Annotated in this window: 16 protein-coding genes; 4 read left to right on the top strand and 12 right to left on the bottom strand. The window is 37.2% G+C overall.

What is annotated here, in order from left to right:
• On the top strand, window positions 1-186 hold a 186-nt coding region (locus KAS42_04775), incomplete at its 5' end, for a hypothetical protein (protein ID MCK4905530.1).
• Between the two features lie 408 nt (window positions 187-594).
• On the opposite strand, the gene KAS42_04770 is transcribed toward KAS42_04775, so the two are convergent.
• From KAS42_04770 to pfkA, 5 genes are all read right to left on the bottom strand, one after another.
• The gene (locus tag KAS42_04770; protein MCK4905529.1) at window positions 595-978 is read right to left on the bottom strand and encodes an RNA-binding protein; all 384 of its coding nucleotides are present in this window, start codon (window positions 976-978) and stop codon (window positions 595-597) included.
• A gap of 220 nt (window positions 979-1,198) precedes the next feature.
• The gene (locus tag KAS42_04765) at window positions 1,199-1,639 is read right to left on the bottom strand and encodes a hypothetical protein (GenBank protein MCK4905528.1); all 441 of its coding nucleotides are present in this window, start codon (window positions 1,637-1,639) and stop codon (window positions 1,199-1,201) included.
• Between the two features lie 120 nt (window positions 1,640-1,759).
• Window positions 1,760-3,208, bottom strand: coding sequence for an aminodeoxychorismate synthase component I (gene pabB, locus KAS42_04760; GenBank protein MCK4905527.1), 1,449 nt, complete (start codon window positions 3,206-3,208; stop codon window positions 1,760-1,762).
• A 106-nt stretch (window positions 3,209-3,314) separates the two neighbouring features.
• A complete protein-coding gene (locus tag KAS42_04755) occupies window positions 3,315-4,121 on the bottom strand; it encodes a 4-hydroxy-tetrahydrodipicolinate reductase (GenBank protein MCK4905526.1) in 807 nt (268 codons plus the stop codon).
• Between the two features lie 94 nt (window positions 4,122-4,215).
• Window positions 4,216-5,193: a 6-phosphofructokinase gene (gene pfkA, locus KAS42_04750; protein MCK4905525.1), complete on the bottom strand. Its 978-nt coding sequence runs from the start codon at window positions 5,191-5,193 to the stop codon at window positions 4,216-4,218.
• Window positions 5,194-5,343: 150 nt separating this feature from the next.
• Here pfkA and KAS42_04745 point away from each other — a divergent pair, with 150 nt between their 5' ends.
• From KAS42_04745 to KAS42_04735, 3 genes are all read left to right on the top strand, one after another.
• Window positions 5,344-5,952 carry a sigma-70 family RNA polymerase sigma factor gene (locus KAS42_04745; GenBank protein ID MCK4905524.1) on the top strand — a complete coding sequence of 203 codons (609 nt, stop codon included), beginning with the start codon at window positions 5,344-5,346 and terminating at the stop codon, window positions 5,950-5,952.
• A complete protein-coding gene (locus tag KAS42_04740; protein ID MCK4905523.1) occupies window positions 5,953-6,957 on the top strand; it encodes a zf-HC2 domain-containing protein in 1,005 nt (334 codons plus the stop codon).
• A gap of 90 nt (window positions 6,958-7,047) precedes the next feature.
• Window positions 7,048-8,463: a DUF4139 domain-containing protein gene (locus KAS42_04735; GenBank protein MCK4905522.1), complete on the top strand. Its 1,416-nt coding sequence runs from the start codon at window positions 7,048-7,050 to the stop codon at window positions 8,461-8,463.
• A 296-nt stretch (window positions 8,464-8,759) separates the two neighbouring features.
• Here the strand turns inward: KAS42_04735 and KAS42_04730 are convergent, their stop codons facing one another.
• The 7 genes from KAS42_04730 to KAS42_04700 all read right to left on the bottom strand — a co-directional run.
• Window positions 8,760-10,394 carry a hypothetical protein gene (locus tag KAS42_04730; GenBank protein ID MCK4905521.1) on the bottom strand — a complete coding sequence of 545 codons (1,635 nt, stop codon included), beginning with the start codon at window positions 10,392-10,394 and terminating at the stop codon, window positions 8,760-8,762.
• Window positions 10,387-11,706 carry an ABC transporter permease subunit gene (locus KAS42_04725; protein MCK4905520.1) on the bottom strand — a complete coding sequence of 440 codons (1,320 nt, stop codon included), beginning with the start codon at window positions 11,704-11,706 and terminating at the stop codon, window positions 10,387-10,389. Before KAS42_04725 ends, KAS42_04730 begins: the two co-directional genes overlap by 8 nt.
• Before the next feature lie 69 nt (window positions 11,707-11,775).
• Window positions 11,776-12,645, bottom strand: a complete 870-nt coding sequence (locus tag KAS42_04720; protein ID MCK4905519.1) for an ABC transporter ATP-binding protein — start codon at window positions 12,643-12,645, stop codon at window positions 11,776-11,778.
• A 41-nt stretch (window positions 12,646-12,686) separates the two neighbouring features.
• The gene (gene cadA / locus KAS42_04715) at window positions 12,687-14,558 is read right to left on the bottom strand and encodes a cadmium-translocating P-type ATPase (protein ID MCK4905518.1); all 1,872 of its coding nucleotides are present in this window, start codon (window positions 14,556-14,558) and stop codon (window positions 12,687-12,689) included.
• Window positions 14,558-15,598: a protease modulator HflK gene (locus KAS42_04710; GenBank protein MCK4905517.1), complete on the bottom strand. Its 1,041-nt coding sequence runs from the start codon at window positions 15,596-15,598 to the stop codon at window positions 14,558-14,560. The genes cadA and KAS42_04710 overlap by 1 nt, the downstream gene beginning before the upstream one ends.
• Before the next feature lie 3 nt (window positions 15,599-15,601).
• Window positions 15,602-16,507: a protease modulator HflC gene (locus KAS42_04705; protein ID MCK4905516.1), complete on the bottom strand. Its 906-nt coding sequence runs from the start codon at window positions 16,505-16,507 to the stop codon at window positions 15,602-15,604.
• A 47-nt stretch (window positions 16,508-16,554) separates the two neighbouring features.
• A partial coding sequence (locus KAS42_04700; protein ID MCK4905515.1) for a hypothetical protein occupies window positions 16,555-16,928 on the bottom strand: 374 nt, incomplete at its 5' end.

Raw genomic sequence — 16,928 nt, 5'->3', positions numbered from 1 at the left:
GCTACTGCTCGCGAACTGGGAAAGAAAGGCATATCTGTCAACTGGAGTACCGTCCGCAGACTAATTAAAGAGAGACTCGACGAGAATCTTCAGTATAAGCTGAAATACTGCTTCGGTGGAATCGTCGCAAAGCCAAAGGATGATAATCTTCCTGAAATGGTTTACTGCTTTGCGGCTACTAGGTAAACCACCTAAATTTTTATGAGATCCTGCCTGGACCTGGTAAATAAAGATGTAACATTAGAGACCTTATGTTACATTCCCACGCCTAGGTTAGCTTTGCAGACTATGACTGCATTTAGGGGGGATATCCGAGCCCGGGGTAAAAATTTTTAAAAATAGGAGTAAATAAAGGTTCCTTTTTTATTCCGCAACCCTGCCCACTTCGCAAGCCCTCGGCTTCGCCGAGATGCGAGCAGGCGGACATTCAAAATCTTAATGTTTGAATTTTCCAAACTTATTGTTTTAGTCATTCGAATTTTTGTCATTAGATATTGTTTAGTATTTCGCCCCTAGAAATTGTTTAGCAATTTCAGGGACTTTGGTCCCAGAAATTCTCCGAATTTCTTGGGGATATTCGAATTTCGGATTTTATTAATACCCCCCTCTATCTCTTGTTCCCCTCGTTCTTCTGTTGTCTCTTCTGTGTCCGCCTCTTTTGGAATTATAGCCACCTCTTGATGGTCCATATCCTCCCCTGCCCCCTGAATTATAACCACCGCCTGCTGGACTAAAACTTCTGGATTTGGGAGGACGAGCTTCATCAATTCTTAATTTGCGTCCCTCAAAATCGGTCTCGCTTAATTCTGTTTTTGCTTTTCCGGCCGCTTCCGGAGTAGCCATTTCTATAAAAGCAAAACCTTTGCCCTGAATTAGATCAATTTTTGCAACTTCGCCATACTTAGCGAATAATTCTTTCAACTGTTCACTAGTTACCGCGTAATTGAGATTTCCTACATAAAGCTTGCTACCATGCATTCTATTTCTCCCTTGTCCGCCTTTGCTCGCCAAAGCGAGCTACGGCGGACACAGTCCGCCAAATAGTTCGCGAAGGAAAGCGAAAGACTCGTTTTAAACGCATCACATTATCAGCGCCATTTCTTTTTATTTTTGTTTTTCTACGTCTGAAAACATTTCTACTAGCTACCTATTAAGTACTATCCTCACCTCCTTTGAATTTATAACAGCCAAATTGTTATTATTTGGTTAACTTGCTTTTTATAAGCATATCAAGTTTCTGTGGTTCAACAGTGCCGATTCTATACATACCCCCACTTTTCATTATTAATTGAACCGCATCTAATCCTGATATATTAAAAAGAATGCCTTTCGGTGTCCAATGGATTCCCCATCCATACCACCATTTATTTCTGACAACAGCGCAGGACTTAATATCTTTTAATTTAAAACTTTTTCTAATTAGTCCCACACCAAATTTTATCTTGATAGAGTCATCGTCCACAATAATGGTTAAACTGGAAAATAAGATCATAAATATAAGAAGAATCCCAGCCGCTAAAAAGCCAACCCAACTTGAAGAAATAAGCCCTGAATATAAAGATAATATAATCCCTATTCCAATTGATATCAACACGCCCCATCCAGTCTGAACATGTTTGTATATTTCTTTGAGAATCATTTTTATCCTCCCGAAGCACTCCCTTAGGGAGTGCGAAGTCCCCCCTGTTACCCGCCATTGTTGTCTTGCCTCGCCAGTTTTCAGTGGCGGGAGTGGCGTAGTAGGGGGGATATATCTCTTCTATTTCCTAATTCGCCGTTCGGTATTTATTCCGTTAACCTCGGTCGCTAAAAGCGACTGTGCCAATGCTTTGCCTTTATGCAGTGTTTCTTCGTATTCAAGTTCCGGGTCGGAATCAGCTACGATTCCGCCTCCGACCTGAAAGAATGCTGTTTTATTCTTAATGATAATCGTTCGGATTGCGATATTCAAATCCATCCTCCTGTTAAATGATATATAACCGATTGCGCCCGTATAAATATTTCTCTTGGTTGGCTCAAGTTCCTCTATTATTTCCATAGAGCGCACTTTAGGAGCCCCTGTTATTGAGCCACCGGGAAATGAGTGTTTTACACAATCAACCGGCGTTATCCCGTCGACAACTTTTCCTTCTACAGTGCTTACTGTATGAAATACGGTGGGATTTGTTTCAAGCGCTACTAATTCTTTTACCCCGTTAGAGAGTTTTTCTCTAACGGGGATAGCGGGGCAAACGCCAACACTGCCGTAATAACAGAATTTCCCCAAATCATTTCTTTCAAGGTCTATAATCATTATAAGTTCAGCGCGGTCTTTTGGGGAATTTAACAATTCTTTTGCCAATCTTTTATCTTCTTCTTTGTTTTTGCCTCTTGGGCGCGTGCCTTTTATAGGACGGGTATGTATTTTGTTTGCTTTAAGATGAAGAAATCTTTCGGGCGAGGCGCTTATTACCGAAACTTCGGGAAAGTTTAAGAAAGCGGAAAAAGGCGCAGGGTTTATGAATGCGAGTTTTTCAAATAATTCAAAAGGCGATGAATTATATTGACACGAAAAACGCTGTGATAGGTTTACCTGGAAAATATCGCCTTTTTTTATGTAATCTTTCGCCTTCAATATAGCGTTTAAGTATGCATCTTTCTTGAAATTCGATTTAAGTTCAGACGAGTTATTATATAAGGATTCATTGCTTTTTTTTAATCGCACAGGGGGGGTTAATAATTTTTTGATTTTATTTTTTCTATCTTGAGGCGTATTTATCCAAAGTATGAAACTCTCTTTTGTTTTATGGTCCCAATATAGGACCCAGTCGTAAAAAGGCAGGATACAATCGGGTAAATTTAAGTCATCTGTTGTGTGTTGATGTATTTTTTCAAGCGTAAAGCCCATATCATATCCAAAATATCCGAGCATTCCGCCCGTAAAAGGAAGTGAAGAAGGAAGATTTTGTTTACCTGATTGTTCGGTATAGATTTCGCGCAGTATATTAAAAGGATTGCCTGTTTTATGTATTTCCTGTCCGTTTGTAATTAATGATGTTTTTCTCCCTTTCGCCTTGAATATCATATAGGGAAAAGCGGTCATAAAAGAATATCTACCCCATGAGGAATTTTTCATACCGCTTAGAAGCAACGACGAATATGGGTAATCCTTGAAATTTCTAAATACATCAAGCGGGGAATAAGAATAAGGGAAAGATTCGATAATCATTTAATAAGACCAAAGACTATAGACCGAAGACCACAGACTTAAAACCAATATTTTTAATTTTAGTTTATTTTTCAAATGTCTTTAGTCTGATGTCTACGGTCAGATTTCATAAACCCAGCACATCTTCCATGCTATAGAGTCCCGGGTTTTTACCAACAACCCACTGCGCTGCTTTTAAAGCTCCGTGCGCAAATGCGTCCCGACTTTCAGCTCTATGAACTATTTCTATATGTTCTCCGCCGCCTGCAAATATGACTTTGTGTTCACCTATGATGCTACCGGCTCTTACGGAATGCATTCCAACTTCGCCTTTTTGTTTTGGTCCGGGGGTTTTTCTTCCTAAGTTGACTATTTCATCATAACTTTTGCCGTGAGCTTGAGCAATTACTTCACCTAATTTTTTAGCTGTTCCCGATGGAACATCAACTTTAGCTTTATGATGAATTTCCACGATTTCAGTATCGTAATCTTCACCTAAAACTTTGGCTACTTTACCAACAGTATTGAATAGGAGATTCATGCCGGTACTCATATTAGGAGCTTTAATACATATAATTTTTTTTGCATATTCTTTTATTTTAGCTTCTTGTTCTTTAGTGAAACCTGTTGTGCCTATTATAAAAGCTCTGTCGGGATAGGATGCGGTAATCTCCAGATGTTTTAGCGTTATTTCTGGAGTGCTAAATTCAATAATTACATCTGCATTTCCTATAGCATCCCGTAAATCGTCAAGAATTGTTATGCCTTTTATTTTACGAGAAATACAGTATATATCTTGGTCTATTAAAGGATGCCCTTGTTTTTCTATAGCACCTGTAAGAACTAGGTTTTCATATAAAGGTATTAGTCCGATAATGGCTACACCCATTTTCCCGGCAACTCCGGACACGATTACTTTTATATTTTTATTCATAGTTATTTCCGTCCTACAATGAAGTGATTATAACAATATTTTGTTATTTTGTGGAATAAATTCCGCAATTTAAGATATCGGAATACAGTTCCGATTAAATATCCATTAACCGAACAATATCAAGGTTTTCCAACGGAAGAGATTTCGATTGGGAAATCACTTCACTTAACGGCACGCGAACTATTTCCACGCCTTTCAAGCCAACCATAGAACCATGATGTCCTTCATTTAACATTTTAACTGCTTCTACACCAAATTTTGTAGCAAGATTTCTGGTAGCAGAAGTCGGTTTTCCGCCTCTTTGAATATATCCTAAAACCGAAACTCTGATTTCCCGTTTGGGTAATTTTTCCTGCAAATGTTGTGCTGCTTCGCGAGCTTTACCTGCGCCTTCGGCAAGAACAATTAGAGAACTTGCTTTGCCTTGTATTTTCTGATTTTCTAATTCCTCGACAATTTTGTCCCAATCTATTGTCATTTCAGGTATTAGAATAATTTCAGCTCCACAGGCAAGCCCCACTTCTAATGCAAGATTGCCATGCTCTCTGCCCATTACCTCAACGATAAATGTCCGTTCGTGGCTTGTTGCCGTGTCTCTTATCCTGTCTATTGCGTCTACTGCGGTATTTACTGCGGTATCAAATCCTATAGTTGAATCTGTTCCATATAAATCATTATCAATAGAAGCAGGTATAAGTACAACAGGGAAATTGAATTCAGAAGACAAAAGATTAGCTGCCTGCGCAGAGCCGTCTCCGCCTATTACCGCAAGGCCTTCTATTCTGTTTCCTCTCAAATTTTTATATGCTTTTTCCCTCGTTTTCTTTTCTTTAAATTCCGGGAACCTTATGGTTTTGAGAATTGTTCCTCCCATATCAATGATTCCGCTTACACTTCTTGAATTCATTTGAAAGAGATTATTTTCAGCCAAGCCCCGATAACCTCCTCTTATGCCGAAGACTTCCATACCCAGACAAAGAGCAGTCCTTACTACTGCTCTTATAGCAGGGTTCATACCGGGAGCATCACCCCCTGAAGTTAAAACACCTATTCTTTTCATTTCTTCCTCCAATCAACGCCAATTATATAGCAGAAAAGATTAGCCATCAAACGAAATGTTAAATACTTGCGTTTTAAATTCAAAGTAAAATAGGTATAATAAAATTCAGTAGAGAATATAACCATATAAGAATGGAACTTTTTAAAGGATAAAATTGTCTAAATGATTGAAGAGATAAACAAGCAAGGTAGATTATTCGAGGACGATGAAGTTTTAATTAAGGCTTTTCAATCGGGAGACAAAAAGGCATTTGATAGGTTGTTGCTTGGACATATGAATAGGGTTTTCAATCTGTGCTACAGATTTATGAGCAACTATGAAGAAGCAAATGACTGTGCTCAAGAAACCTTCATAAAAGTTTACCGGTCTTTGAATGGGTTTGAATTTCAGTCGTCCTTTTCAACATGGCTTTATAGAATAACAGTAAACACCTGTAAAAATAGGTTGAAATCGGCGGAATATAGAAACAAAATGCAAACTTTTAAAATCGGGGAGAATAAAGAACTGAATAACAATTCGTATACGGGTGAAATTGCGGACCAATCATTGTCTCCCGTTACGCTTTTAGATAAAAAAGAGACGGAAGCATTAATTCAATCTGCGATAGATTCTTTGCCCGATGAACAAAAAGAGGTTATTGTGCTTCGCGATATAGAAGGATTTTCTTACGAGGAAATAGCAGATATAACGGATAATGAACTCGGCACAGTAAAATCAAAAATTTCAAGGGCAAGAGGTACACTTAAAGAAAAACTAAAGGGGTTAATTTAAATGGAATGCATAAAAGTTAAGGAGCTTTTGTCTGAGTATATTGACAATGTTCTTGATGAACAGTTAAAAAAATCTGTAGAAGAACATCTTCTAACCTGCAATAGTTGCGCTGAAGAACTTTCTTCATTAAAAACATATCTGGAGAAAATCAGCTCTCTTGAGAAAATAGAAGCTCCCAAGAATTTTATTGAGAGTTTGGATGGAAAACTAGAAAACGAAAATCCAAAACCGCAGGAACAACCTAATTTTGAACCAGTACCCGAATTTAAAGATACAAAACAAAAAGTATTTATGCCTTTCAAAATAAAACTGTCATTTAAATTTGCAGGTGCTTTAGCAATACTACTATTGGTTGTTTACATTGTAAAGATAATACAACCATCTGAAGAAATGACAACTGTTATACCGTCATCTCAAGAAAAAATAGTTACAGAAAAACTTATGGACAAAGAAGCCAAACAACTTGCATTAGAGAAGAGAGAAGAAGACAAGTCTTCTTCCGAAATAATAAAAGGAAATCAAGTTCCTTTATCTTTAGCAATGGAAAAAGAAAAAACTATCTCATCAACTGTTTCAGTGGCAAAACCTATTGAGTTGGTGCTTTTAATAAAATCCGATACACAAGATATTGGAGCTTATAGCAGTATGCAACCTGCAAGCCTCCGAATGAAATCGATTGACTTGACAGGCAAAGATAAAGACGTATTAGAGGGAGGAAAGCTCAGAGAAGCAGACAACTCCGAAGCAATGATGGATAAAGAAAACAGCGTTGTAATAGCTCCTGGAATTGAAAACCTTATAAGGTCTTTCGGGGGAAATATTTTATCAGTAAAATATAGCGAAACCGAAACTCAAGTCATTTCTGCGGAGATTGACAAAGATAAGTATAGTAATTTATTAAAAAGTTTAAACGAATTGGTTGAATTTCAAAAACCTCGTCCTTCCATCATTAAAATGGCGGGAGATACTCTTCAAATACGCGTAAAACTCATACCTTCTAAATAATATTTAAAAAAATCTGGAACTTTTTATTTTATTTGTTGTCTAAAAATATGATATGCGAATTAATTTAGTCCTATAAAGGAGGGTAAAAAGATGAAACGAATAATGTTTGTTCTAGCGATGAGTTTAGTTGTTGCCGGAGCTTGTTTTGCCGCAGAGCCGGCAAAAAGCACGATTGATGACCAAGAACAGATATATATAACCATATATAACAACAACTTAGGATTGGTTAAGGATATCAGACAGATATATTTAACAAGAGGCATATCCGAGCTTCAGTTTATGGATGTAGCTCAGCGGATAAATCCGACAACTGTTCATATAAAATCGCTTATTGAGCCCGATAGTTTATCTGTTCTGGAGCAGAATTATGAATACGATTTACTAAACCCGGCTAAACTTTTGGATAAATATGTAGGAGAAAAAGTTAAGCTGATAGATAAAAATTATTACACGGGCGAAGAAAAAATATTAGATGCCACTCTTTTGAGCACTAATCAGGGTCATATTTATAAAATTGATAATGAGATTCATATAAATCCCGGTGGAAGAGTTATTTTGCCGAGAATACCTGAAAATTTAATTGCCAAGCCGACTCTTGTATGGATGCTTAATAATACCCTAAGAAGAAGACAAAAAGTAGAAGCTTCATATTTGACGGATGGTATAGGATGGAAAGCAGATTATGTTGCAATCCTTAATAAAGATGATACCAAGAGTGACTTAACCGGCTGGGTTACTATAGATAATAAAAGCGGAGCCGGTTATAAAGATGCCACTATTCAGTTGATAGCAGGAGATGTAAATAGAGTTACAGAACCCAAACTTAGATATGACCGTATGTATAAGATGGCTGCTGTATCAGAGTCTGAAATGGGATTTGCAGAAAAAGCATTCTTTGAATATCATATATATACTTTGGGAAGAAAATCAACCATCAAAGAAAACCAAACTAAACAGATAAGTTTACTGGAAGCATCCGATATTCCCGTAAAGAAAAATTTAATCTTCTATGGCGCGGAATATTATTATCGCAATAGCTACGGAAAGCCGATTTCCAACCAAAAAGTCGGCGTTTATATTGATATTGCAAATAAGAAGGAAAACAATTTAGGTATGCCTTTTCCCAAGGGGATAGTAAGAGTTTACAAGGAAGACCACGAAGGAAGACTGCAGTTTGTAGGAGAAGACAAAATTGACCACACACCAAAAGACGAAACAATAAAGATAAAGATGGGCGAGGCATTTGATGTTGTGGGAGAGAGAACACAGATGGATTGGAAGAAAATTGCCCGTAATGTTTATGAAGCAGAGTGGGAAATATCTATCCGCAATCATAAGGAAGAAGATGCACAGGTTCAGGTTATTGAGCCAATTCCCGGTGACTGGGTTGTATTAAAGAGTTCTCATACATACGAGAAAATAGAAGCGCATACCTTAAAATACACCGTCAACGTCCCTAAGGATAAAGAAGTAAAGATAAGTTATAGAGTTAGAATGACATGGTAAAAGTAAAGTATTAGTGGGGCTTTTATGTTTTTCTCTTTTTTATTAAGTAGCAAATGGAAATATTGCGGATAAATCAAAGATAAAAATGCAAAAAGCAAGATGACAATGTAAAATTTTGGATTTTGATATGTCCCTTGGAATTCGAAGAATTCCCGGGATTAAATCCCCGCAATCTTTCAGATTGCAGGGGATAATTTTAATATTTGATATTATTTAGTCTATTGTCTATGGTCTTTATTTTGTAGTTGCCCATTTATGGGCTTTTTGTCTTGCCGATGAATCGGCAACTACGGTCTTTAGTCTTTTGTCTCTTCTATTTCGGAAGGTTCAGGTATTCCTAAACGATTGCGAAGTGATGAAGCAATTGCAGGAGGCATTATTGGAAGAGAAGATTCTAAGCTGGATCTTTGTAAAGCATTAAAAGTGGGGAAAAGTTTTTGGAAACGCGAAACGCCTTTTGCTGTTCTTTCGTAGACTGATTTAGCTAAAGATTGCAAACCTGCATAACGTTCGTCTTCTCCTGCTGCAAGCGCCCAATAACTTTGATGCATAATCCCAAACAGAACATCTGTCATATTAGGGATAGATGTCTCCATAAAATCTAATTTTTCCATAAATTTAGAAGCAACATAGTCCGGGAACGAAAGATTGGCTATTTCTCCGGGATATTTATCTCTTAAGTAAATATAATACTTTTGCGCGAATTGTATATCATTCATTGTATATGCCATAACAACAACCTCACTTAAAAAGTAACGGTGAGCACTCTTTATGCCTACGGTTGGTTCTCCTGCTTCTTCCAATTGTTGGATAGCATCTTCATAATAAGTGTTTAACACATAAACAACTTTAAAATCAGGGGAAAGAATCAGCACTTCTTCGTCATTCCCGCCTGCCAAATCCCCGCCTGCCAAATCTTGTCGGGCAGGTTGGCGGGCAGGTATCTTCTTTATGCTGACGTTTCCCCATTTCCAAAGATGCCCCAGAGAAGAATAAACCATTCTATAGTAATCCAATTCCTTCATATCCTTGCTTTTTCTCTTGCCTTCTTCTATCCAATATAAAGAATGTGCGGCCGGTGATTTCCAATTTATAGGGAAGTATTTCTTTTCTAGTTCCAGCATGAATTCCGGGTCAAGTTTAAATTCTTCCCGTAATCTTTTCCCTCTTAAGTATGCTTCTATTTTTCTGAAGGAAGGACCTTTAGTAAGTTCTCTTAAATTTTCCGGTAGAGTAGAAAAATTTTCTTTAGAAATTTGTTCCCAATCTTTGAGAACATCCAGTTGATTTGCTGAAAAAGAAGATATTATTGTTTCTATACTTTTATCTTTTAGCAATTCTTCATAAGAAGAGTTTAAGACCATTTCTTCCAGAGTTATATCACTAAAAGCATCTCCCATTATCTGTGCCCACATTTTTTTGTAATATGCGTTAAATTCATCTGAAGTGTCGGAAATTTTGTGATATTGTATCCACGCAAGTTCTTGATAAATTTCCGCAGAATCGGGGGTATATTTCAACCCTTTGTCTCTTAATAGTTTAATTCCCTGATATATCCAGTTCCATCTTTCTTCCCCTGTAGGGAATTCTACCGAAATGTTATACGAAAGATTCCACGCATTGAATCTCCAAACTGTCGGAAGATAAGGTTGAAGAAGCCCTATCCAATCGGAGAGTTGGACAAGCTCAAAGTATTTACCATCGTCCTGCAATTGCTGTGCTCGTAACCACAAAAGGTTTACAAGAATTCCTCTAAAACCGCCAAGAAGAACCGTCGTAAAAACCAGTTCGGGCGGAAGTTTTTTTAAGGTAGCTTCTTCAGGTAAGATGGAACGCAACCTCTGTTGAACCTGAGAAAGCGGATAACTGCAGGCGTAAAAAAACAACAGAGCAATTAGGAATATGACTATACTTTTATTTTTTCTATTCATTAGGAATTCCCAGTTCTTTATGCGAAAGATAGATTATAGCTACGACCAATAGTGGCAAAACTCCCAAAAGGATTATTCTTATAAAGAGAAAAACCAAGTAAGAAAAAGGCATCAAAAGAAAGTTCCCAATATAGGAATGAGGTAAAACTTCGTTAAGAGGAGGCAAAACAAAAGAGATAAATTTCAGGGCGAGATAAGATAGGTGATTAATCATTCCAATAGTTTGTTGCGCTTGCGCATCTCTGAATATAGAATTAAGCATTATTTCAATAAACTCGTGTAGATAAGACATAAAGATTAAAATAGAAGTTGATAGAACTGCTGTCAAATGCGAAACAATACATGAGAAACAAAGCCCTACCGAAAAGATAAAAGTTACAAGAATCAAAATGTTAAAAGATCCCTTTATAAGATTCATCCAATAACTCCCTTGAGTATAAAGCAGTTTGAAATCCGATGCGGGGAATAAAACGCTAAGGTTAGTAGGTTCAATATTCAAATAAACAACATTGAGTTCTCCTTTGTCGCTTACTGCTTCTAATGGGATAGGTAAGCGGTGAACAGTATCTTTCGGTTGGCTTGTTTCCGACTCAAAAGGAGCAGGTAAGGAAGGGTTACCAACGAGCCAATATCCTAAAACATTCTGTTTTTCCGGACCGGCGGTCTGAAAACGGTATGACAAGGATAAATTATCCGATTTGCCTGGCAAATCGCGTCCAGCTAAAGTTTTGCGAATACCTTTAAATGTCCAGACCATTTCTCCTTTTGCAAGAACAGGATAAATTTCTTTCCTATTATTCTGTCTCATTTGCAAAAAGGACATTAAAAATTTACCTTGAGATAATTCATCAGCTTGTGCTGGAAATAATTCCGTTTCTGTCATAAATATGTTTTTGTGTCCCGGAAAACTTTTTGTCAGATTATGAGAAACAAGCATGGAAGAAAAAGTCATTGACAATAAAAAACATGCGACAAGAACTATATTTATTGCTAACATCCCAAACCATTTGCCTAAAATTATTTCCCAGCGTCTAATGGGCTTGACATCTAATGTCAGAAGCGTTTTCTTTTTCCATTCGCCGCTAATTGAAGAGCAAGAAAAAGAAATATTTACCACAGTAAAGATGATAGAGCTGATGATAAACGAATAAGTTACAAAAACCTTAAACTTCCCTTCCGCAGTCCCGTCTCCCAATAGATTTGAACATAAAAATGGGACTAACAAAAGCATAATTATAATAGCGAGAGAGGTAGGGGTAAACAAATAATATCGGAAAGCATTATGGGCTACTGCTATAATCCTTTTATTCATACTTCTTTATCCTAACATCAAACATCAAATTTATCGAAAGTTTTTAATTATTCTTTAATACTAGAACTTTTATTGTTCCTTATGCAGTAGATTCTGAAGAAGTTCTTTGTCTACCTCATCAGGTTTCTTTGTGGAGGATTTTCCTTCTTTTTCTTTTAAAACCGCTGCTATTTTCTTCTTTTCTCTTTCCTTTCTTGCTGCATATACTTTGTCTAAGAAGAACTTTTCCAGACGATGACTTTCGTTTTGGTACGGCAATAATAATTTGTCGACCTTGTCTATTGCTATAAATTCGCCTTGATAGAGTATTCCCACGCGATCGCATATATTTTCTATATCCGACAAAAGATGCGTTGAGATAAGCATTGTTTTCCCTTTTGATTTAAGTCCCAAGAATAGATCTTTTATTTCTTTTATACCTATGGGATCCATTCCGCTTGTGGGTTCATCAAGAATCAACAGGTCGGGATCGTTTATGAGAGCTTGAGCAAGCCCAATTCTTCTTGCCATTCCTTTTGAATATTCTCCTACTGCACGCCTTTGATATGCTTTTATTCCCAACAAATCTATAAGAAAGTCTATTCTTTCTCTTCTTGTTTTGGAAGGGAGATTAAATATTTTTCCGTAAAAATCCAAAGTTTCGCGTCCGTTAAGATAAGAATATAAATAATCTTCTTCAGGTAGATAGCCTATGAATTGTTTAGCAACATTATCCCCGGGATGCTTTCCGAAAACCGAGATTCTGCCACGGGTAGGATAAAGAAGCCCCAGAATCAATTTAAGCGTAGTGGATTTGCCGCTACCGTTAGGACCAAGAAGTCCTAAAATCTCTCCTTTTTCTACAGAAAATGACAAATTTTTAACAGCCACTGCCTTTGGTTTTCCCCAGAAATCTTTAAAGGTTTTCGTAACACCTTGTAATTTAATTAATTCATCCATATTAAAAGATCCAAAATTGAAATTTTTACAAATTTATAATACTAGATTGATTCGAATTTTACTATTCTAGCGCTGTTTAAAATAACGACCAGCGAACCTACTTCATGATAAAGGGCAGCTACAATCGGATTGACAATTCCCATACCCGCAAGAGTCAAGCCGACAAGGACAAATGCTCCTCCCAACGCTATATTCTGATAAATTATTTTATGAGCAAGCCGCGATAAAGAAATAAAAAACGGAACTCTTCTTAAGTCATTAGACATTAAAGCAATTGATGCGCTATTTATTGCCACATCGCTACCCATAGCACCCATAGCTATTCCGATCTCTCCCGCCGCAAGAGCCGGAGCATCGTTGATTCCGTCTCCTATTACTACTACATGATATCCTTTCCTTTGTAATCCTTCTACAATTTCAAGTTTGGTTTCCGGTAAGCATTCGGCAACTACTTCTTCAAACCCGGACTCCTTGGCTATTTTTTGCGCAACTTCTTTAGTATCGCCGGTAAGCATTATAAGTTTTTTTATCCCGAGTTTCTTTAATTGTTCCGTGGTCTCTTTTGCCTCGATACGCATCTGGTCTTCGACCTGAATCCAACCATAATATTGTCCATCCATAGCTATATGCAACACACTTCCCGAGTCCTTTCTTTGAGCCGAAATCTCTATCTTATTTTCTTTTAAATACGATTCCCTTCCTACAATAAGTTTCTTCCCGTCTACTTTACCGGTAACTCCTCTTCCCCCAGTTTCCTTGAATTCTTCGGGTTCACTCAGTTTTACATTAGCTTTTACAGCAAGTTCTCTTATCGCTCTTGCAACAGGATGTAGGGAGTGTTTTTCCAATGTAGCTACATAATAAATCAATTTATCGGGTGAAATTTCGCGTACAGGATTAATCAAAGTAACTCTTAGTTCACCGGTTGTTAATGTCCCTGTTTTATCAAAAACAACAGCATCTATTTCTGCGGCCATTTCAATCTTTCTGGCTTCCTTTATCATCACTCCTTTACGCGCGGCTACAGAAAGAACGGCTATTATAGCCGTAGGTGTTGCCAAAAGAAGCGCGCAGGGAACGCCTACAATAATCGAAGAAATAGACCTTGAGGCATCTCGCGTAAAGAAAAGTATCAAAGCTGCAGTCATAAGTATAACTGGTATATACCAATAGACATGTTTTTCTATCAGAGACATAATGGGAATGCGGGTTTTTTCAGCTTCCAATATTAACTGTTTTACTTTTCCTAACGTTGTGTCTTCCCCAATTTTTTCAACTTCAGCTAATATGGCGCCAGTAATATTGTTTGTTCCCTCAAATATGCGGTCGCCTTTTTTCTTATCAACAGGAAAAGATTCTCCGGTAATAGAAGCTTCGTTAACCGATGTATCACCTTGGGCTATAACAGCGTCAGCCGGGATATTTTCACCGGGTTTAATTCGTATTATGTCCTTTGATTTAAGTTCTTTTACGAGGATATCTTTTTCTTCTCCGTCTCTAACAATATGCGCCATAGGAGGAGTTAGTTTTAAAAGTGATTCAATAGATTCTTGCGCGCCAAGAGCAGTCCTATGTTCTAAAAGCTCTCCCAAAACAAGTATAAAAGCAACTACACCGGCAGTTTTGTAATCTCCCAGCGCTATACAGGCAAGAACTGCTATGCTTGCAAGTTCGGTAAGCCTAAGTCTTCCCGTAAAAAATCCTTTGAAAGATTTTACTATCATAGGCAGGCCTAAAAGCAAAGCTCCCGCCAAAGCGCTAAGTTCGCTTATTAAAGGAGAATCCGGGAAAAGACGAGTTGCAATAAAAGCATTAAAAATTAAAATTCCGCCTGTTAAGGTAATCAAAAGACTTCGCACTAAATGACTTTCTTCTTCATGAAAGTGAACCGGATGGTAAAGTTCTGCTTGCATTATTTAACTCCCTCCCATTTCGTTTCTTTACCAAGCAGTATTCTCAACTCATTTTCTTTTCCTTTAACAGGTGTCTGGAGGATAAACTTATCTTCTAAATTGACAAGTAATGCTTCCATTTTCTCCTGATAAAAATAAGAAATATAAGTATCCAATTCTTCACTGCCTTTTTTGAATTTTCGGGTCAATTCCTGAATGTATGTAGCATCTGCAAGCGTTTCATTAACAACGGTATTTCGATATGTTTGAGCTTCCGATAATATTATGGAAGCGTCTCCCCTAGCTGTATTTATTTCTCGGTTGGCATAAGTTTTACCTTCATTTATAAAAGTGCTTTTTATCTGTTCGGCTCTGATAACTCTATTAAAAGCTTCAACTACACGCAATGGAGGCATAGAGCGCTCAAGATAAATAGCACTTATGGTTATCCCCGAATCTAAAGAATCTAACCTTTTTTGAGCTTTATAACGTACCAAACGGCTGATTTTTTCTAATTGCGTGCGTAGAGCTTCTTCAACAGACGAATTTCCTATGACCTCTATAACTGCATTGGAAACAACAGATTTGATAAGCTCTTCTTCGTCTTTTACTTTTGTAATATAGGAAATGGGCGCTGTTATATTGTAAGAAACCTGCAGTCGTGTATGGATTAAATTATTATCTCCGCTAATACAATAACCATGTAAATAAGGTATCAAAGATTCAGGAACAGACATTTGAGGGTTGTCTAATTCTGCGCTCCAAAATTCTTCTATCTCTAATGATTTTACCTTTCTTACCGGTATACAAACTATTGTGTCTATAGGCTCGGGAAAAGACCAGTGGAATCCGGGTTGCAAAACACGTCCTTCTCCTACCCCTACGATTTTACCCCATCGCAAGATAATAGCCACTTCATCTTGCTTTACAGTAAATAATCCTGAAAAGATGATGTAGTAAGCTACGAGCCCCCCCACTATGATTTTGAGAGCGCCAAAACTCATACGTAAAGCTCTTGCAAGATATTCAAAGGCAGGTTGGATTTGTTCTTTGTTTTCCATTATTTATTCCTCTTTTTCAAAATATTTGCCCAAAAACAAATCATAAGGCGGAGTACGATAGTCTAGGATTACCGTCGCATTTTTAGCCAGAGTAGTTTCTAACGATTCTAACTTTCTTAAGAAAATTGCAAGTTCTTCATTCTCGGAAAAAACTTTATAATACTGTGCCGCTTCTGCATCTCCTTCGCCCTTGATTTTCTTGGCTTCGGCTTTAGCTTCAGCAAGAATTCTTTCCTTTTCAGCATCTGCTTTTGCCTTTATATCGCTTGCCATTCCTTCTCCTTCAGCCAAATACGTTTCTGCTATCCTTTCTCTTTCTTTTTTCATTCTTTCAAACACATCTTTAGTTACTTCTTGAGGAAATTGCATTCTCTTAAACACAACGTCAATCACCTCTATCCCATATGTTTCTTCTGCTTCTTTAGAACATAACTCCTTAATTTTTTCTTGAATTTCGTCCAATTTCAACATAGTTTCATCTGTATTTATCAGATTGGCAAGGTCATAGGTCCCTATAATTCCGTGCTCGTAATTTCTGACAATAGAAATCAATTTTCTTTCAGCTTCATCCTTGTATCCAACAGACCTAAAGAATTTTAACGGGTCTTTAATCCTCCAAAAAGTGGAAGTTATTAAAATTATATTTTTGCCGTCATTCGTAGATGTTTCTTCCATTTTGCTTTCTAGAACCTGTATTCTTGCATCAAATTTGTCTACTTTTTGTATCGGAGTAGGCGCTTTCCAATATAATCCTGCTTCTGTTATTTCTCTTGTAGGATTACCGAAAGTTGTTACCACTGCGGTTTCTCCCACATGAATCTGAAAAGCTATTAAATACAATATCAACAGAACAAATATTCCCAATCCCAAAGAAAAGGTATAAGGATTCCAATTTCTTTCTTTTTTCATTTTTAACCTCCTTGACCCGTTGACTCGCCACTGATTCAATGGCGGTCTTACGGACCTTGTTTTCCTCCCACTGATTCCAATCCAAGAGGGAAAATATCCGGTAAAGAACCTTTTTGCATATCCATAATAATTACATCTCTATTACTATCGGGAGAAATTATTATATATTTCTTTGGCAAGATTAAACTGTTATCGAGAGTCTTTAGATAATAACGATATTTAAAAATCAGCGGGTTTTCTCTATATGCTTTAAGTTTATTCTTAAACTCCTCTCCTCTTGCCTCTGACTCTAAGGTTCTTATTAGTTTGTAAGACGCTGCGTCAATTTTAATTGCAGAAGCAGCATAGTCTACAAGGGTAATCTCTCTATTATGATAGGCCTCCGCTCCAAGAATAATGGCTTCCTTTTTTTCCATAGCAC

This window comes from bacterium (assembly GCA_023135785.1).
GTDB lineage: Bacteria > CAIJMQ01 > CAIJMQ01 > CAIJMQ01 > CAIJMQ01 > CAZNJA01.
Note: the sequence above shows the minus strand (reverse complement) of the source record. Positions and strands in the feature narration are given on the sequence as shown.